Annotated in this window: 16 protein-coding genes and 1 tRNA gene; 5 read left to right on the top strand and 12 right to left on the bottom strand. The window is 70.2% G+C overall.

Annotated features, from left to right (window positions below; all coding sequences use genetic code 11):
- Positions 1 to 10: 10 nt before the first annotated feature.
- Positions 11 to 181 carry an RSP_7527 family protein gene (locus ACWPN5_RS27690; RefSeq protein WP_186466010.1) on the bottom strand — a complete coding sequence of 57 codons (171 nt, stop codon included), beginning with the start codon at positions 179 to 181 and terminating at the stop codon, positions 11 to 13.
- 443 nt (positions 182 to 624) lie between these two features.
- Between ACWPN5_RS27690 and ACWPN5_RS27685 the strand changes: the two genes are divergently transcribed.
- The 3 genes from ACWPN5_RS27685 (at position 625) to ACWPN5_RS27675 (ending at position 2485) form a co-directional block, all read left to right on the top strand.
- Entirely contained in the window at positions 625 to 1305 is a 681-nt protein-coding gene (locus ACWPN5_RS27685; protein WP_145682009.1) for a lysozyme inhibitor LprI family protein, read from the top strand.
- Positions 1306 to 1495: 190 nt separating this feature from the next.
- Complete coding sequence (locus tag ACWPN5_RS27680; RefSeq protein WP_109068709.1) at positions 1496 to 1915, top strand: organic hydroperoxide resistance protein; 420 nt, start codon at positions 1496 to 1498, stop codon at positions 1913 to 1915.
- A gap of 114 nt (positions 1916 to 2029) precedes the next feature.
- Positions 2030 to 2485 carry a MarR family winged helix-turn-helix transcriptional regulator gene (locus tag ACWPN5_RS27675; protein ID WP_492298586.1) on the top strand — a complete coding sequence of 152 codons (456 nt, stop codon included), beginning with the start codon at positions 2030 to 2032 and terminating at the stop codon, positions 2483 to 2485.
- 36 nt (positions 2486 to 2521) lie between these two features.
- On the opposite strand, the gene ACWPN5_RS27670 is transcribed toward ACWPN5_RS27675, so the two are convergent.
- Positions 2522 to 3754, bottom strand: coding sequence for a plasmid replication protein (locus tag ACWPN5_RS27670; RefSeq protein WP_200477401.1), 1233 nt, complete (start codon positions 3752 to 3754; stop codon positions 2522 to 2524).
- A 776-nt stretch (positions 3755 to 4530) separates the two neighbouring features.
- On the opposite strand from ACWPN5_RS27670, the gene ACWPN5_RS27665 reads away from it, so the two are divergent.
- Positions 4531 to 5397 (top strand): helix-turn-helix domain-containing protein, encoded by an 867-nt coding sequence (locus ACWPN5_RS27665; RefSeq protein ID WP_492298584.1) that lies wholly within the window; start codon positions 4531 to 4533, stop codon positions 5395 to 5397.
- 144 nt (positions 5398 to 5541) lie between these two features.
- The gene (locus ACWPN5_RS27660; RefSeq protein WP_247888722.1) at positions 5542 to 6093 is read left to right on the top strand and encodes a hypothetical protein; all 552 of its coding nucleotides are present in this window, start codon (positions 5542 to 5544) and stop codon (positions 6091 to 6093) included.
- A 22-nt stretch (positions 6094 to 6115) separates the two neighbouring features.
- Here ACWPN5_RS27660 and ACWPN5_RS27655 read toward each other — a convergent pair whose 3' ends face one another.
- The 10 genes from ACWPN5_RS27655 to ACWPN5_RS27610 all read right to left on the bottom strand — a co-directional run bounded on the left by ACWPN5_RS27655 (position 6116) and on the right by ACWPN5_RS27610 (position 17952).
- Positions 6116 to 7156 (bottom strand): TRAP transporter substrate-binding protein, encoded by a 1041-nt coding sequence (locus ACWPN5_RS27655; RefSeq protein ID WP_145682004.1) that lies wholly within the window; start codon positions 7154 to 7156, stop codon positions 6116 to 6118.
- A 15-nt stretch (positions 7157 to 7171) separates the two neighbouring features.
- The gene (locus tag ACWPN5_RS27650; protein ID WP_492298582.1) at positions 7172 to 9313 is read right to left on the bottom strand and encodes an adenylate/guanylate cyclase domain-containing protein; all 2142 of its coding nucleotides are present in this window, start codon (positions 9311 to 9313) and stop codon (positions 7172 to 7174) included.
- 44 nt (positions 9314 to 9357) lie between these two features.
- Positions 9358 to 9885 (bottom strand): GNAT family N-acetyltransferase, encoded by a 528-nt coding sequence (locus tag ACWPN5_RS27645; RefSeq protein WP_145682002.1) that lies wholly within the window; start codon positions 9883 to 9885, stop codon positions 9358 to 9360.
- Positions 9882 to 12425, bottom strand: coding sequence for an MFS transporter (locus tag ACWPN5_RS27640; RefSeq protein WP_492298580.1), 2544 nt, complete (start codon positions 12423 to 12425; stop codon positions 9882 to 9884). Before ACWPN5_RS27640 ends, ACWPN5_RS27645 begins: the two co-directional genes overlap by 4 nt.
- Before the next feature lie 2 nt (positions 12426 to 12427).
- On the bottom strand, positions 12428 to 13630 hold the full coding sequence (locus ACWPN5_RS27635; RefSeq protein ID WP_492298579.1) for an ABC transporter substrate binding protein: 1203 nt from the start codon (positions 13628 to 13630) through the stop codon (positions 12428 to 12430).
- Positions 13627 to 14805, bottom strand: coding sequence for an alanine racemase (gene alr / locus ACWPN5_RS27630; RefSeq protein ID WP_492298578.1), 1179 nt, complete (start codon positions 14803 to 14805; stop codon positions 13627 to 13629). Before alr ends, ACWPN5_RS27635 begins: the two co-directional genes overlap by 4 nt.
- Positions 14802 to 15866 (bottom strand): patatin-like phospholipase family protein, encoded by a 1065-nt coding sequence (locus tag ACWPN5_RS27625; RefSeq protein WP_145673995.1) that lies wholly within the window; start codon positions 15864 to 15866, stop codon positions 14802 to 14804. The genes alr and ACWPN5_RS27625 overlap by 4 nt, the downstream gene beginning before the upstream one ends.
- Before the next feature lie 112 nt (positions 15867 to 15978).
- Positions 15979 to 16701 carry an RNA polymerase sigma factor gene (locus tag ACWPN5_RS27620; RefSeq protein WP_145681999.1) on the bottom strand — a complete coding sequence of 241 codons (723 nt, stop codon included), beginning with the start codon at positions 16699 to 16701 and terminating at the stop codon, positions 15979 to 15981.
- Positions 16702 to 17182: 481 nt separating this feature from the next.
- Positions 17183 to 17258 (bottom strand) — tRNA-Trp (locus ACWPN5_RS27615).
- A gap of 382 nt (positions 17259 to 17640) precedes the next feature.
- On the bottom strand, positions 17641 to 17952 hold the full coding sequence (locus ACWPN5_RS27610; RefSeq protein WP_492298575.1) for a hypothetical protein: 312 nt from the start codon (positions 17950 to 17952) through the stop codon (positions 17641 to 17643).
- Positions 17953 to 18049: the final 97 nt, after the last annotated feature.

The raw sequence follows: 18049 nt of genomic DNA, 5'->3' as shown, positions 1-18049 counted from the left end.
GGGGGCCGCGTCAGCGGGCGGCGGTCAGACCGCCGTTGGCCGGGGTGCCCGGACGGCTGAAGGCCGCGACCAGACGGCGGAACAGGCTGCGCAGATAGGCGGCCCGCAGGGCTTCCGCCTGGCGGCGGATGTTGCGCAGTTCCGTGGACGACAGGGGGTTGGCAAAGCTATCGGCGTTCATGGCTGTCCTCATGGCGGCATCGGGGGCCGCGGTTCGATGGGAATGTCTCTGGCGGAGCCGCTCGGGCGCCGGGGTCGGCGGCTGGCCGTGTAAGGGGCCTGCGCGATGCCGGCGGAGGGGCGGTGCTGCCTGCCTGGATATAATGGCACCGCCGCCGCGAAAGCCAACGCGCCGATAACGCATGGCTTCCATTACTATGATGCAGCGCACAACATGGAAGAAAACGGCGCATCATCTTTTAAGAACACAAGTCTTCGCAGCGCTGTTAAAAGAGTTGGTCGCAGCGCTGTGACGACGGAGACTTCCGCAGCGCTGCGAGGCGCGGATCTCCTGCTGCTCCGGCCCGGTGGAAAGACATCGGACCGGGCGATCCCCGGAGGACGGGTTGACCACGATCCGCCGCCACGGCAGAGTCGGGGTCCGACCGTCGACGGGGAAACCGCATGCTCCGACCAACGCTGCTCGCCCTTGGCCTTCTGGCTTTGCCGACCGCCGCCGGCGCGGCGGGCTTTCCCTGCTCCAAGGCCGCCACCCCCACGGAAAAGGCGATCTGCGCCGACCCGGCGCTCTCCGCGCTGGACGGGCGGCTGGCCGCGTCCTACCGCGCCGCACTGGAGCAACTGTCCGGCGCCAGCCCGGAGGAGGGCACGGCCGGGGCGGCGGTGAAGGCCGACCAGCGGGCGTGGCTGCGCGACCGCGATTCCTGCCGCGCCGACGCGGCCTGCCTGCGCCGCGCCTATGACGGGCGCGTGGCGGTCCTGTCCTTCCGCAACGATCCGGCCGCACCCGCGTCGCCCATCGGACGCTATGTGGGGCGCTTCGACCACGAGGGCTTCATCGGCATCGCCGCCATCGCCCTGCGCGACGGGACGGTCGCCGTCAGCGTCAGCGGCGCCGAGCCCTCGGCGGGGCGTTGGATCTGCAATTTCTCCGGCATCGGGCGGCTGGACGACCAGGGGCGGCTGATCGTCGGCACGCCCGACGCCGAGGGCGGCGGCCTGATCCTGGTCGCCGCGAAGGACGGCGGGGTCGTCATCCCCGACCTGGAGCCCAACCGCGCCGCCAGCGGCTATTGGTGCGGCCACAACGGCAGCGTCCTCTGGAGCTACCGGCGCAGTCCCTGACAGCGCCCTCCGGCCCGTCCCTGCGAAGCGCGTGCCTGGAGGCCATTCCAACGATGCATTGCGCGCAATGCGATTGCGCATAACCAATAACATTGCGCGCAATTCGATTTTGCACGATGGTCTTTCTCGACAACAAGCGGCAACCCGCTTCCCTGATCGAAACGATCCATCTGTTCAAGGAGTGCACGCAATGAAGACCCTCTACACGGCCAAGGCCACGGCGACCGGCGGGCGTGACGGCAAGGCGGAGAGCGACGACGGCCTGCTGTCGGTGGCGCTGGCCGCTCCGAAGGAGCTGGGCGGCAAGGGCGGCGCCACCAACCCCGAGCAGCTGTTCGCCGCCGGCTATTCGGCCTGCTTCATCGGCGCCATGAAGTTCGTCGGCGGACGCGACAAGATCGCCGTTCCGGCGGACGCCACCGTCACCGCCCAGGTCGGCATCGGCCCGCGCGACGACGGCGAGGGCTTCGGCCTCGCGGTGGACCTCACCGTGTCGCTGCCCGGCCTGGACAAGGCGGCGGCCGAGGATCTGGTGGCCCGCGCCCACAAGGTCTGCCCGTACAGCCACGCGACCAAGGGCAACATCGCGGTGAACACGGTCATCGCGTAACGGGCGCATAACAGGGTTTCTCGCTTGCGGGCGTGTTGCGAGCCATATCCCCATGCGCTATGGGGTCGCGCGCAACAGGCCCGCGACGCGTCCCTGGCTGGGAACCCCCGAACGATGAGCACCGAGAACGACAACCCGCTGCTTCTGGCCAACCAAGCCTGCTTCGCCCTCTACTCGGCGAATCTGGCGATGACGCGGGTGTACCGCCCGCTGCTGGAAGCGCTGGAACTGACCTACCCGCAGTATCTGGTCATGCTCCTCCTCTGGGAACAGGACGGCCAGACCATGAAGGCCCTGGGAGAGCGGCTGCTGCTCGACAGCGGCACGCTGACCCCGCTGCTGAAGCGGATGGAAGGGCAGGGGCTGGTCACCCGCGGGCGCGATCCGGCGGATGAGCGGTTGGTCCGCATCCATTTGACTCCGCAGGGCACCGACCTGCGCGAGCGGGCGATGGCGCTGCCCGAGCACATCGCGGCGGCGGCGAACTGCCCGCTGCCCGACCTCGCCGGACTGCGCGACGCCCTGCTGCGCCTGCGCAACTCGCTGAACGCCGCCGCCGACCGGGACTGAGCCCGGCCGCGACGGGCCCTTGTTAACCAGCTCTTTTCAGCCGGCCTCGGCCATCGGCAGGCGCGGCGGCTCCTCGGTCAGCCGCTTGGCACGGCGGGCGCGGGTCTCCACCGTCGCAGCGGGGGTGACCGGCACGAAGTCGGTCGGCCGACGGTCGTCGCCGGTGATCGCCCGCATGGCCGCGACGTTGGCGCTCTCCACCGCCTGCGCCTTGCGCACCTGGGCCAGGAACTTGGCGCTGGGCAGCATCACGTAGGTGATCCCCTCGATGCGGGCGCCCACCTTGTCGTAGAGCTTCTCCGCGCTGGTCAGGATGCCTTCCTCGACCAGGGCGTCCACCGCCGAGGTCACCGCGCGCAGCGTGTCGCGGCGGCGGCTCCACACATTCATGCCGCTGTTCTTGATGATCTCGTCCGCCGACAGGGTCATCGCCCTGGCGCCCAGATCGCCCGGCGCCTCCGCTCCCGAATAGTCGTACTCGGCGCTCAGACGGTTGTAGAGCCAGCGGGACACCGGGCTTTTCAGCCGCATCAGCCATTGGTAGCTGACCGGCTTGAACTCCAGGTTCCGGATGGCCGAAGAAACCAGCGGGTTGAACTGCAGGTGGGTCTCCTCGTCGCCCCCCTCGTCACCGATCAGGTCCGGGCGGGAGCGGATGGCCAGCACCGGGAAGGCCGTGGATTCCAGCAGGTTGGCCCCGCGCCCCTTCTTCACTCCCTCAGCCGGCTTGCCGATGATGATGCGCGAGCGCGCCAGGATGGTCAGCGATTCGCGGATGTCGCGGATCGACAGGGTGTGGCCGACCGCCTTCAGCTCGCGCTGGATCTCGTAGAGGGTGAAGCGCATCTGAACCTTGTCGCGGTTCTCGCCACCCAGCGACAGGCGCGAGCGGTCCATGGCGAGGCGACGCACCACATGCTCCACCACCTGCTCGCGCTCGGCGGGGAAGACCTCATACTCGATCTCGGTCTGGCCGTCGGCCTGGGCGGCTCCGTCATCGCGGCTGATCTGGTCGCGGTTGACCATCTTGGTCAGACGGGCGGGCTGGATGGTCAGGTGGAAGGTGCTGCCGTGATAGGTGAACTCGCGCTTGATCGACGCGACGAAGTTGCCCTTCGCCGGCGCGGTTTCCGCGGACCGCCCGCCGTCGCGCGAGGCGAAGACGTAGCGCGGCGCCAGATCGTACAGCGCGATCAGGTGCGACTGGGAGCGGTCCTCCAGCTCGAACAGAACCAGTTGCAGCGCGCCGGGTGTCGCGATCTTGCTCATCCAATCCCTCCTTGCCCGGCTATGACCATGCGGCGGGAGGCGCTCGCTGACAACCGCTTCGTGATGGGCGACCTCCTTCGGTATGGAGCCTTTGCCCGCGCCTATGGAGCGATAGCCCGCGGGTATGGAGCGACAGCCCGCGCTTTCCCGGCATGGCGTTGACATCCTTCGACTCTGTCCGCGACTCCGTCCCCCGGTGCGAATCGCTCAGCCCCGGCAGGGGCCATGGCGCGGAGCGAGGCGCGGGCTATCGCTCCAGGGCCGCGAGTCTCCCCGCGAGTCGGAACTCCAGGGGGAGGAGCGGCGAAGCGCGAGCAAAAGCTCCATCCCTTGCTCGCCGCCGGCTCCCCACCCAGGGGCGGGTGCAGAGGGCGGGGCGCGGGCTGTCGCTCCATACCCGCGGGCTATCGCTCCATAGCGGACGGAGGATCATCCGCCGAACCGCGGGCTGTTGCTCCATACTCCGGCGCTCCAGCCGCGGCCTGTCGCTCCATGCGTCCGACTCCAAGGGCGCGGGCTATCGCTCCAGGGCTGCGGGTTGCCGCTCCAGGATTCCGATTCGGCGATGAAGCGCGGGCTGTCGCTCCATAGCGGCGGGCAAAGGCTCCAGGAGCGCGGGCCAGGGCTTCAACGGCGCGGGTTACCGCTCCATGCCCGGCTATGGAGCGATTGCCCGCGGTTTGAAGAAGAGCGCGCCGCTGGGAATCCTGATCCGCAAAGCCACCGGCCCGCATTCCGTGCGGAGCCGGTCCCGTTTGCCTTGCGGAGACCGCATCATGACACCCCGTGACGACACGCCTTTGGACGACGCGCCGGACTCCGGCCCTCCCGCCGACAGCGGGCGATGGGGCCGGATTCCGGCCTGGTGGCTCGGCCATCCCGCCATCGACGCCGACGGACTGGCCGTCCTGGCGGCGCTGGCGACCTACGCCAACGCCCGCGGCGAATGCTGGCCGTCCCAGGCAACCCTCGCCACCGCGCTGAAGCGCAGCCGCAGCACGGTGAACCGCATCCTCGGCCATCTCGCCGAATCCGGGGTGATCGCGAGGGAGTCCCGCCGCTCCGCCTCGGGCGGACGGCTGTCATGCCTGTACCGGCTGCGGCTGGTCCCCGGCGACGGCGCGATTCCAACGACCGCCACAGCCGACGGCCGAACCGCGATTCCCGCCACAATGCCCCCTGTGCAGCCGTCGGCCAAGGATGTCGCTCCCGCCGACTCCCCATGTGCGGCGGTGCGACAGAAACAGCCGGAATCCGAACAGACTCCGGACTCGCACACCTCGCGCGGGCCTGCCCAGGCCGTACCGGACGGCTGGACCCCGGATGCGGGGGATCGCGCCTGGGCCGAACGCCGCTTCGCCGGGGTGGATCTCGACCGCCATGCCGAAGGGTTCCGCTTGCGCTGCCAAGCCCACGGCTACCGCTACCGCGACGCCGGGGCCGCCTGGAAAGCGTGGCTGACTCAGGACGCCGCCGCTGGCAAGGCGCCGATGCTCCGCCCGATGAGCCCCGCCACCCCCGCAAGGCCGGCATCGAACGTTCCCGTTCCCGAACAGAAGCTTGGTGCCTGGATGGCCGCGGCGGCGAAGCTGAACGCGGCCCAGGACCACGGTCCGCAAGCCAGCAAACCCGTCTGGAGGTAAGGACACACCATGGCCGCACAGCCGCGTTCCGCTCCGCCCAGGGGGCCAAGCCCCTCGGTCGTAACGCCCTTGCCAACCCGTCCGCCCCCGGCCTTCGACCCGTCCGCCCCCGCGGCCGAGCGCCGCGCCACGCTGGTTTCAGCCTTGCCAACACCCCTCCGGGACGTCCTTGCCTCCGGACGGCTGGAGCGCCGCCCGCGCTTCGGCGACCGCGGCTTCGACGGGGTGACCGAGGAGTGGAGCCCACCCGATGGCGTGACCGACCAACAGGCCCTGATGGCGCGGCGGGCGCTCGATGAGTTGACCGGCTCCATCCTGGCCCCGGCGTCGCCGGACCATCTGCTCGCCCGCATCCTGGCCCTGCTCAGCCACTACCCGGCCAAGGGAACCGCGCCGGAGGTGGAGCATCTGGTCGCGCTCGACTGGGCGGAGGACCTCGGCGAGTTCCCGGCCTGGGCGGTCGACGCGGCGGCACGAACCTGGCGCCGCACGCAGAAATGGCGCCCGTCCATCGCGGAGATGCGGGCGCTGTGCGAGGAGGCTTGCGCACCGGAATGGGCGCTGGCGCGGCGGCTGTCGGTGATCGCGGCAGCGGCGGCGAGCGCGTCTGGAGACGGCGTGGGCGAGGGGACGGGCCACGGCCGCGCCGGACGGTTGCGCGCGCTGGCCGGGGGAGCGGTCCGGCGGATGGGATGAACTGACCGCCCGGACGCACCGCCTACGGCGTCCGCTCCTCGCGGATCGCCCGTTCGAAGGCGGCCAGCATCTCGACTCCCTCGGCGCCGAACCGCCGTTCGATGGCCTGCCGCACCGCGGGCTGGGTCACCTTGCGGAACGCCTCCGCTTCGCGCGGGGTCAGCGTGTGGACCTCCATGCGCTGCGCCAGCGGCGGCAGGCCGCGGTCCGACGATTCGATCAGGCGGCTGAGGCCGCGGCTGGCGACGACGGCCAGCCGGGCGCCGTTCGTCACAGCCGCGCGGTCGCTGGGCGCGAGGTCGTCCAGAAACTTGGCGTTCATCACCCAGACATAGGGGAGGAACAGGTGGTTGCTCAGCGTCAGATGGCGCTGCACCTCGTCGAAGCGGGCGAAGCGGACGATCGGCACCGGGTTCATCTGGCCGTCCACCGCGCCGGTGCCGAGCGCGTTGTAGAGGTCCGACCAAGCGACGTTGACCGGCGTGCCGCCCAGGCTGCCGATCATGGTGCGGTGCGTCTCCAGATCCATGGTGCGGATCTTCAGCCCCTTCATGTCCTCGGGCTGGCGGATCGGGCGCTTGGAGTTGGTGATGGTGAACAACCCGCCGGGATCGCCGAAGCCCAGCACGGCGAGGCCCGCCTTGCGCCGGATCTCCTCGGCCAGCCGGTGGCCGAAGGGGCCGTCGAAGACGTCGTAGGCGTTGGCGACCGAGGAATAGGCGAAGGGCAAGTCGATGACCGCCAGCATCGGATAGAGCGGCGCCACCCCGCCGACCGAGGAGATGGCCGACTGGATGGTCCCCTGGCGGACCAGCTTCACCGCGTCGCCGTCGCGGCCCATCTGGCCTTCGGGAAAGATCTCCACGCGCACGCGCTTCTCGGTCGCCACCTCCACATGGTTCTTAAAGACGATCGCCATGGCCCCGGCGGTGTTGTCGAAGGCGTCGTTGCGGTTGGGGTGGGCCAGCTTGATGACCGTCTCGGCGGACACCCCGGCGGCGGCGAGCGCCAGCGCCAGTACCGTGCAGGCGGCCAACAGCCGCGCCGTCCATCTGCTTTTCATCGCGTCCTCTTCTGGCTACTTGGTCTTGAAATGCTCGGCGGGGTCCCAGCCGTCGCCGGGCGGGTCGGCGATCAGCCGCTCGCAGCGCGCGACGTAGAGCCGGGCCAGCGCCGCCACCTCCGGCTCGCCGGCCAGGGGCTGGAGAAGCTCCAGGGCGGCCGCCCAGCGCCGGCCGCGGTAGAGCGAGACGGCGACGTGCCATTGGCGGCACAGATCGTGGGTCTCCGGCGGGCGGGCGAAGGCCGAATGCGGGTCGAGCGAGCCGACCAGCTCGAACAGCTCGATCGGCGCCGACAGGCCCGAGGGCACCGCCAAATCGACGGGGCGGAACAGGAAGCGTCCGCGCACCGCGTGCTCCACCGCCCCGGTGACCAGGATGCTGGTGCCGTAGACCTTGTTCAGCCCCTCGATGCGCGAGGCGAGATTCACGTGGGAGCCGAGTGCCGTGTATTGCATGCGGTCGGACGAGCCGACGTTGCCCACCACCACCTCGCCCAGATGCAGGCCGAAGCGCGTCGGCATCGGCGGCATGCCGGCGGCGAGGCAGGCGTCGTTGATGGCGCGGTTGACCGACAGGCAGCCGAGCGCGGCGAGGCAGGCGTGCTCCGCATGGTCGGAGTCGGGGCGCGGCGCGTTCCAGAAGGCCATGATGGCGTCGCCGATGAACTTGTCCACCGTGCCGCCGTGGCCGTGGATGCAGGCGGTCATCCGCTCGAAATAGGTGGTCAGCCGGTCCAGCACCTGCTGCGGCGGCATGGCTTCGCTGGTCGCGGTGAAGCCGGCGATGTCGCTGAACAGGATGCTGAGGGGGCGCGTCTCGCCGCCCAGTTCGCCGCCGTCGCCGGTCACGATGATGTCGCGCACCAGCGCCTTGGGCACATAGGCGCCGAAGCGGCGCAGCCCGCCCTTCATGGCCTCCACGGCGCCGGCCAGCTCCGCCACCTCCTGCACGCGGGTGCGGACGGCGAAGCGGCCGGTCAGGTCGAAATGGCGGATGCGCTTGGTCTCCGACACGATGTCCTGCATCGGGCGGGTCAGCCGGTGCGACAGCCAGAGCAGCAGCAGCACCGACACCGCCAGCAGCCCGGCGCCGATCACGACGATGCGGTAGGTGGCGCGGCGCAGCGAACCGACGAACTCGTCCACCTCCACCGCCACGCCGACGGTCCAGCCGCTGCCGATCCCGTCGGCCAGCGTCGCGAACTCGACGATGTAGTCGCGGCCCTGCGGCCCCAGCGGCGCGATGAAGCGGTCGCCGGCCCCGCTGTTGCGGCGCTCCACCGCCTCGGCCAGCACCGGGTCGGGGAAGGTCGCGGTGGTGTGGAGCGCCGCCGCCGCCCCGTCGCCGCCGACCAGCAGGTCGGCCCGGTTGTGGCAGATCACCCGCCCGGTGCCGTCGATCACGAACACCGCCCCGGAGGGGCCGATGCGCAGGGCGTCCAGCCGGGCCGCCAGCCGGTCCAGCGAAACGTCGGCCCCGATGGTCCCGATGGGCACCCCGTCGTCGGTGGCCATCCGGTAGGAGACGGTGACCACTGGCCGCCGGGTCGCCGGCAGCACGAAGGCGTCGGACATCACCGCCGCTCCGGCCTTCTGCGCCGTCACGTACCAGGGAGCGGTGCGCGGGTCTTCCGTCGCCTCCGCCCGCTCCACGCCGGTGACCTGCCCCCAGGAGCGCAGATAGAAGTAGGAATCGGCGAACCGGCCCGAACTGGAATCCTGCATGCGCAGGGCGAGCGCGCTGCCCGGCGGCGGGGTGGCGGGTCCGAAGCGCCCGCCGTCGGGCGCCAGCCGCGCCATCTGGAAGAAGGCGCCGTCCCCGGCGAAGCCGACATAGAGCGAGGCGAGCTGCGGCAGGGTGGCCAGGGCGTCGGAGAAGTAGCGCAGCGATTCGATGCGGCGCAACCCGTTCCGGTCGATCCGCCCGAAGCCGGCCATCGCCTCGGCGACGCGGGCCACCGGGCTGACCAGACCGTTCAGGTCGTTGGTGACCGTCTGGGTGGTGCGCGCGATGGACTGCGACGCGACCTCCAGCGCGGTGCGGGAATTCTCATGATAGAGATAGCTGAGCATCACCGCGATCAGCGGCACCGTCGTCAGCAGGAAGACCAGCGCGATTCCCACGCGCAGGCGTATCCGGTACGGCGTTTGGGACATCGGGCGGTCTCCGGAGGGCCAGGGGAGCAGGGACAAGGGGCGCCTCAGCCGCCGGCCGGGGCGGACAGGTCGCGGACGAAGAGAAGGCGGTCGTGCCCGTCGTGCTTGGGCTTGCGGGCGAAGACGCGCATGCCGACCGACAGCATCCCGCGCACGCTCGCCGTGTTCTCGGGCCGGACGGTGGCGAACCAGTAGCGGTGCCGGTCCGGCGGCAGCGCTCCGTGGGCGGCGGCTTCGATCAGGCGCCGGTGCAGGCCCTGCCCGCGACGGTCCGGATGCACCAGGATGCCGGTGAAGTGCAGTGCCCGGTCGAGGTCCCCGTCCGGAAGACCATAGTCACGGCCCAGATTGTGGGCGGACCGGCCGGGGAACTGCACGGCGAGGAAACCGGCGAGCGCGCGGTCGGCCAGGGCGCCGAGCACCACGCCATGGCCCTCCGCCGGTCCGGCCAGCATCTCCGACAGCTCGGCCTCGGTGAGCGGGTGCATGAGGGGGCCGCAGGCCTGCCGCTGCAGCGCCAGGACGGCGCCCAGCGCGTCCGGCGGCAGAAGGGCGAAGCGCAGGCCGGTCATCGCCCGCCCTCCGTCCGCGCGTGTGGCGCACGCCCGGTGCGGTGCGGTGCGGCCCGCCGCCACGTCAGCAGGGCGAAGAGCAGCAGGCTGCCGGCCAGCAGTCCGCCGATCATCCCCACCCCCTCCGGTCCGGCGCCCAGCGGGACGGCGGCGGCCAGCGTGCCGAACAGCAGCGGTCCGGCGGCCTGCCCGAGCTTGCGGGTGTTGACGTGCAGGGCCAGCACGGAATCGCGCCTCCGCGCCTCGCGCGCCGCCAGAAGCTCGGCATGATGGACCTGGGCGGACAGCCCGAAGCTCTCCGCGAGCCCGATCAGGAACACCGTGGCGAAGGCCGTCCACAGCGACGCCTGGAGGCCGAACAGGGCCAGCGCCCCGGCGATCATCGCCGCGGACAGCAACGTCACCCCCGGGATCGGCAGGCGACGCGCTGCCATCCGGGTCAGCAGCGGCCCGGCCAGCACGACGCACAGGCCGTGCAGCAGGTAGGCGCGGCCCACCGTCGCCGACGACAGGCCGAGGTCCGCGATGAACAGCGGCAGATAGAAGGGCAGGAACATCGCCGCCACCGCGGTGGGCAGGGAGATCAGCGCCAGGAACAGCGGCACCTTGATGCGCCGGTGCCGGGGGTGGGCCATCCCGCACGGGGTGGGAACCGCCGCCGGCGCGCAATGCGCGCCCGGCGGGACGGTTCCGGGCAGGCGGGGAACGCCGAACGCGGTGTAAAGCAGCCCGGCGACCGGGATCACCGCCCCCCCGGCGAACACCGTCACCGGCCCGTAGGTGGTGGAGAGCAGGGCACCCGACACGGCCCCGCAATTCACGCCGGCGTACATGCCGGCGAACAGTCCGGATTGCAGAGCGGACGTGTCGGAAACCCCGCGCAGCCGCCCGATCAGGGCGTTCGCGGCGATCAGCCCGACCATGCTGCCGGCGCCGCTCAGCCCGCGGGCCAGCACGAACAGCATTGGGTCGGCGGCCACCGCCGCCACAGCGGCCAGCGCCATCCCCGCCGACGCCGCCGCAAAGCCGGCCAGCGAGACCGCCCGCCAGCCGAACCGGCCGGTCAGCCGTCCGGCGGCCAGCGCCGCGGCGACCCCGCAGAGCATTTCCGCGGTCAGCGGCGCCGCGGCCATCTGGGACGGCGAGAGCAGGGGAAAGGGGGCCCCGCCGAAGCTGGTCATCAGCAGCGGGACGAAGGACACCGGCAAGAAGGCGCCGAAATACATCAGAAAGGCCGAGAAGCGGATGGAGCCGGCGAAATCGCCGCTCGCGCCCGGCATGAGCCTGCCCGGTTCGGCCCTGCCGGTCTGGGAGCGACCGTCGCCCGAGCGGCGGGCCATCCGCGTCCTCCCGCCGAGCACGCGGTCCATCTCGAACATAAACAGGAGCGAGGTGACGAGGATGGTCGCCATGTCCAGCCCGAACTCGGTCAGCTGCGCGGCCACCCGGTCGCCATCCACCACAGCCACCAGCTCACGGGCCTCGCCGCCGCGGTCCTGGGCGAGCGGCCAGCGCAGCGTCACGTCCGGCATGTCCGACAGGAAGGGGACGCCGCTCACGATGTGGCGGGCGTCGTGGCTCGGCGGGGTGGCGCCGGGGAGGGCCAGCTCGATGGATTGCAGGGTCGGCATGCTGGCGCGGATGCGCTCGAAATAGCCGTCGACCCCGGCCAGCGACCCGTAGTCGAGCCCACGGCGGACCACCGACTCGACGTCGTTGCGGATCATCCGGGCGACGATCTGGGTCGCCTGTTCGGCGGCCTCCAGATGGGCGGTCGAGATCAGCGTGTAGCATTCCGCCGCCGCCGCGGTCTGGGCGGCCAGCATCGCGCCGAGCGCCAGCAGCCGGCGCAGGCGCTCCAGCCGGACCCGGCGCCCTTCCGGCGCACGGCGCAGGCCGAAGGCCATCACCAGACCGGTCAGGCCGAGAAAGCCGACCGTCCCCAGCCCCGTCCACAGCAGCTGCGGCAGGGTGCGGTCGCGGAACTCCTCGACCCGGTCGTCGACCCGGGCGCTGTCGGACTGGATGATCAGGAAGCCGGCGGGGGCGTCCGCTTTCCGGTCGTCCCGCTCCGCCTCGCCGGGGTTGCGGATCGGCAGATAGAGGACGTAGGTGCCGTTGTCGGCATCGTGCCGGAACCAGAGGGTGCGCCGCTCCAGCTCGGCGCGGGCGCGGCGCAGGATGGCCTCCGGCATCGGCTCCACGGGCCGACCCCTGGCGATGGCGACGACGCGCCCGTCCGCCACCGCCACCCCGATTCCCCGCGCCCAGGGCAGGTTGGCGGCGAGCTGGTCGAGGATCGCCTCCAGCCCGTAGAAGTCGTCGAGCGGCTTGCCGTAGCCCAGCGCGTCCTGGACGTTCTCGACGGTCTTGCCGCCGACCACCGCGAAGGCGGCCATCAGCGCGCCCGCGTAGTTCTGGCGGAAGGAGCCGAGATTGATGCTCAGGCTGAAGGCCAGAGTCACCCCGACCAGGAGCACCGACACCAGAAAGGCGCGGAGGAGGCCGGAGCGGCCGGACGGGGCGCCGGGTGAGGCCATGGCTAGAGCACTCCGTGCAGTGAATCCGCCGCCAGCAGCGCCGGAAAGGGGATGCGGTAGCCGATGGCCGCCGCCGTCGCGGCGTTCCAGGCGATGGAGGGCGTGTCGAAATAGACCTGCGGCAGGTGGCGCAGCGGCTCGCCGGTCATGACGCGGGCGAGGGTGGCGGCGCCGAAATGGCCGATGCCCGCCATGTCGGCGCGGGCGATGCTCATCAGCGCGCCGCGCTCCACCTCCTCGGGGCCGAGCTGCGAGAAGGTCGGGACGCGCCGTTTCAGGAAGGGCCGGACCAGTTGGGAGAAGCGGTCCAGCGGCCAGCGCCCGTAGGTGATGTAGACGGCCTCCGCCTCGCGCGACAGCGCCTCCCAGGCGTCGGTCAGCTCGACCTCGTAGCGGTACTGGTCGAGATGGTCGATCGGCGCGCGGACGTGCCGCCGCACCAGCGCGAAGCCGAGCCGTTCGGCCGACGCCTCGATGTCGGGCAGCGAGGCGATGGCCCGCCCCGTCGGGTTGTCGTCGTAGGCGATGCCCAGACGCTGGAACCGGAAGGTCCTGTGGAAGATGGACAGCTGGCGCTGGAATCGCCGCGGGTCGAGATGCGCCCACACATGGTCGCGCCCGGTGTCGGTTTCCGACTCGACGATCCCGGCGGCGATCGGGTTGGTGCAGGAGAAGGCGAGGACCGGCACCCGGTGGGCGTCGGTCGCCAGGGCGACGCCGGCGACCGTGCCCATGACGATCATCAGGTCGATGTCGCCCGGGTCATGCAGACGCCGCACCAGCGCGGCGGCGCCCTCGGCCGTCAGGTTGGTGGTGTGGGCGTCGGGGACGAAGTCGAGAACCGGGCTGCCGGCGCGGGCGGACAGCCAGGACCACAGGCCGGCGGTGTCGGTCTGCCCCGGCCGGTAGGGCAGGCCCGTCAGCGGGCCGGTCCAGCCCATCCGCTCCAGCTCGCCCAGGATGGCGGCGAGCGTCGCGGCGTAATTGCCGTAGGGCATCGATTCGGCGTAGCCGACACGCCAGCGCCGCGGCACGTCCCGGACGGACGGCAGGGGGCGGGGGGCGGCCAGGACCGCGGGCAACGGGCAGAGGGCACCGAAGCCGGCGGCTGCGATCCCGGCCATCCAGTCGCGGCGGGTCATCGCCATGGCTGGATGGCCGGTGAGGGTGGGTCGGCTGGTGCCGGATGGACCGTGCGGGCTCATTCCGTCTGGTCCTCCCTCGCGGCGTTCGATCGGTAGCGGCGGACGACCCGCGGTCCGAGAAGCGGGACCGCGCTGGGGCGCAGCCCGGACCGCGCCGCGAGGGTTTCCGCGGTGATCCGGTGATCGCCCTGCCGCCCGATCAGGACCGCCTCGTCACCCGGCTGGACGTCGGGGATGTCCGTCACGTCGGCCAGAAGGCTGCTCATGAAGGCGCGCCCCAGGACCGGCGCCGGGCGCCCCCGGATCAGCAGGACCCCGCCGGCCAGCCGGTGCAGGTGGTGGCCGTCGGCGAAGCCGAAGGGCAGGACCGCCACCGGCGTGCGCCGGGGCGCCGCGCCGGCGGCGGCGTAATCGGCGACGTCGCCCGGCTCCAGGGCTGTCACGCGGGAGACGCGGGTTTTCACGCTCATCACCGGGGCCAGGGGCAGGGGCGGGTCCCCGTCGGCCATGCGGATGCCGAACAGGGCCGCACCACAGCGCACCGCCGTGCAGCCGATGCGCGCCGCGGCCCCGGTCAGCAGGGGCCGGTCGAGGGCCGGGCTGCTGAGCGCATGGACCAGCGCCGGCAGCCGTCCGACGACCCGCGCCGCCTCGACCGCCTCGCCGAACCGTTCCAGCTCCGCCAGCCCGCCGTCCTCATAGGGGCCGTAGGCGCCGGACAGATGGGTGTAGAGCCCCTCGAGCCGCAGCGCCGGCGCGGCGGCGACCGCGGCCAGCAGGTCGGTCAGCTCCGCCCGCGGCACCCCGAAACCGGCGAAGCCGGTGTTCACCCGGACATGCACCTCCACCGTCCGCCCGGCGCGGTTGGCGGCGGTGGCGAGCGCCCGCGCCTCCGCCGCGCTGGTGACGGTGGCGCCCAGCCGGTGCAGGGCGGGCAGCCGGAGCTGGCTGGGCAACGGCGGGTCGATCACCAGGATGGGGGCGGTGATCCCGGCCCGCCGCAGGGTGATTCCCTCGCCCATGTCGGCGACCACCAGCCCGTCGATCCCGAACCGCTGAAGCGCCCGGCCGACCGGCCCGGCGCCGTGGCCATAGGCGTCCGCCTTGACCACGCCGAAGACCGCTTGGCCGGGAAGGCCGTGGCGCAGCCGTTCCAGGTTCCGGCCGAGGGCGTGCAGATCGATGTCCGCCCAGGCGGTGGTGCTGCCCCGCCGGCCTGTCCGCGTTCCCGTCATGCAAGGAACTTCGCGCTGATGTCGGTCGAGGATTCCCGGCCGATCTTGTCGAAGTGCTGGTCCAGGAACTCCTCGGCCTTGTGGCGGCCCGTTTCGAACATGTAGGTCAGGAAGTCCCAGTCGGCGTTCAGCTTGCTGGTGACGCCCAGCTTCTCCACCACCTCTTCGGCGTCGACGGTGTGGATGTGCATCTTCTTGTGCTTGTCCGGGCTCAGCTCGCCGGAGTCGATCAGCTTCGAGACGAAATCGACGACGCGCAGTTCGCGCATCATGCTGGAGTTGAAGCTGAGCGTGTTGACGCGGTCCATGATCTCGCGGGCGGTGCGCGGCGGCACCGGCACGCGGACCGGGTTGATCTGGACGATCAGGATGTCGCGGCTGTCGCACTGGTCGATCAGCGGGAACAGCGGCGGGTTGCCGGAATAGCCGCCATCCCAGTAGAAGGCGTTGCCGACCTGCACCGCCTGGAACAGGAAGGGCAGGCAGGCCGAGGCGAGCACCGCGTCCACCGAGATGTCCTTCGGGCCGAACACCTTCAGCCGGCCGGCGCAGACGTCGGTCGCCGCGATGAAGGTCTTGCAGGCCGGCGCCTTGCGCAGCCGCTTGAAGTCCACCACGTCCGACAGCACGTCGCGCAGCGGGTTCATGTTCATGGGGTTCAGCTCGTACGGCGACATCATGCGCGACAGCGCGTCGAACATCTGCCAGAGCGGGGAGAAATCCATGTTCCCCTTGCTGAACATCTTGTCGAGCGGGGTCGGCTGGAGCGGTCCCTTCTTCGCCTCGTCGGAGATGCGGCGCCAGAATTCGCGCAGCTTGCTCCGCGCCCCCTCGGGACCACCGATGGTCAGGCCATAGGCGGTGACGGCGCAGTTCATCGCGCCGGCGCTGGTGCCGACGATACCGTCGATGGTCAGGCGCCCGTCCTCCAGGATGCGGTCGAGCACGCCCCAGGTGAAGGAGCCGTGGGCGCCGCCCCCCTGGAGCGCGAGGTTGATCGGCTTGGCGCTCTTCCGGTTGGCGGGCTGGACGGCGGGGGCGGGCATGGTCTGGTCGGGCATGGATGACTCCGGTCGTTGGCGTCCCGGTGGCGGTCGCCAGGGTTGGGAATGGTCGTGGGATCGGTCGCGCTCAGGCGTGCGGCGTGCGTCGCAGGGCGTGCGGCGCGGCGGTTCAGGGCGCCGGTTTCATCGTCTTGGGGGGCCGCGTTCTGGTCAGCACACCGTGCTTGGTGGCGCGCCGCGCCTGGGCGGTGTCGGGCGGTGGTTTCGCCAGCAGGTCGCGGTGGTCGGGAACGGCGCTGCGCAGATAGCTGCGGATCTGCTGGATCCACTTGCGCGCCAGCTCTTCGGAAATGGACAGCTCCGCCGCGATGTCCGCGTAGGGCTGCTCCTCGATGAAGCGCATGCGGGCGGCTTGGCGCATCCGTTCGTCCCGGATGCCGTCAAGCGATTCCAGGACCTTGACCAGCAGCGCGCGGTCGGCGTTGGTGCGTTCCGGGTCCATGGCGTCCCGTCCGCTGGACACGTCGGCGATGGAGGCGATCTCGACGAGGGAGCCGACCAGAACGGGATGGCGCTGGTGGGCGCGGTGCCGGTCGATGAAATGGTTGATGGCGGTGCGCCGCAGCCAGGTGCGCGTCTTGATGATGGAACGCGCGTAGAGGGGAAGGGATTCCGACAGGTTGATGCAGAGCCCGCTCAGACAGTCGTGTATCTCCTGCCTGTTTCCTTTGCACAACCTGTGATATGTCCAGAACAGGTCGGTGTAATGGCGGCACCAGAAGACCCAGAAGGCGGTCTGATCGCCGGTCGCGATGCGTTCCAGAAGGCCGGAATCGTCCAGCTGGTGGAGGTCCTCGCCGCTGCGGGAGAGGAGCCGCGGCGATCCGGCCATGGATAGGGAAGGCCAGGGGCGTTTCGTTTCCCGCCGACGATCCGACGCCGTTCCGGTGGGGATATCCCCCAAAGGTTGCGCTCTTTGTTGCATATCACGTCCCTTGCGCGTTTTGCTCAAGGGACGCTCGCCAAGTTCTACGTGTGAACGAACTGGATATACTTTTTTTCGAAATACCTATGTATTTCGGACTGTCTTATCTAAAAAACGGCCTATATCGCCACAACCGCACTATGTCCTGATAATCAAGGCATGGCTATACGCGCGCGTCCGGGCACCTCGCGTCTATCGGTTGGCATCAAAGGAAGGGACGGCGGCTAGTAACGCCGCGGAGGATCAGCCCGTTCGGAAGAACAAGGGTGAAGATCTATTAACCAAGAATACAGGATCTTCGGCCCCGATGGCGAAGAGTGTTTCCGGATTTCTACAATTCAGGAAAGGTGCGCTGCCGTGCGCGGAGCCATTCGAAACCTGTGTCGAATGGCAGGAGTGGAGGGGCTCGAACCCCCAACCCCCGGTTTTGGAGACCGGTGCTCTACCAATTGAGCTACACTCCTGTCGCCGCCTTGCAGCGGGAAGCCGCTTGTAGGCGATTTCGGGGCGGGGCACCAGAAGAAAATCACCGCGGCCGCGTTTGAAACGCGCTTTCACATCAAGGCCAAGGGGGCGGGGTGGCGGAGCGGGCGGGCCCGGCCGTCAGCGGTCTCCGCTCGCGCAATTTGGAAAGAAAAAATTCACCAAGAAACGTTACGATTTGTCGGAAAGTGAGTAAAGAGGGTGCCGGAACAGCAGGTTTCATCCATATTTTAAAATACAGATGTCAATTTTAAAAAACAACGCCGCGACAGCATTGCTTGCTCCGGGACGCCGGGCGGTTGGCGACGGGGGCGGCGAGGATCTCGCCGCCGGCCGTTTCAGCGATGGGCGGCGCTTGCGCGTTCAATCCGGTATCGACACGACCCCGCCCGGGTTGTCGGTGACCGCGACGGTTTCGAAATACTCGATCTCCGGATCGGTGCCGTAGCGCGTCCGGATGCCGTCGAGCCAGGGCCCCTGGTAGAAGCGCTCGGCGTCCTCCCGCTTTTCCCACTGGTAAACGCCCCCGGCGGTGCCGGTCCCGCTCCAGATGAACTGCTTGCGGATCAGGCCGGGCACATCGCCGAAACCCGGCGCGATCGACAGGAAATGCGCCCGGCATTCCTCCCGTCCGATCGCGGCGGGCAGGCGGTAGCGGACGATGGCGGTGATCATGGGAGCCCTCCGTGGCGTAATTCTCTACTTCATAGGTTGACATTATAGAGCGAAGCCGTTGAATATAGTCCATGAAATTCATGTATTCACAATCATT

The organism is Azospirillum sp. UENF 211521 (assembly GCF_058780535.1).
This window is presented reverse-complemented; position numbering and strand designations above follow the sequence as displayed.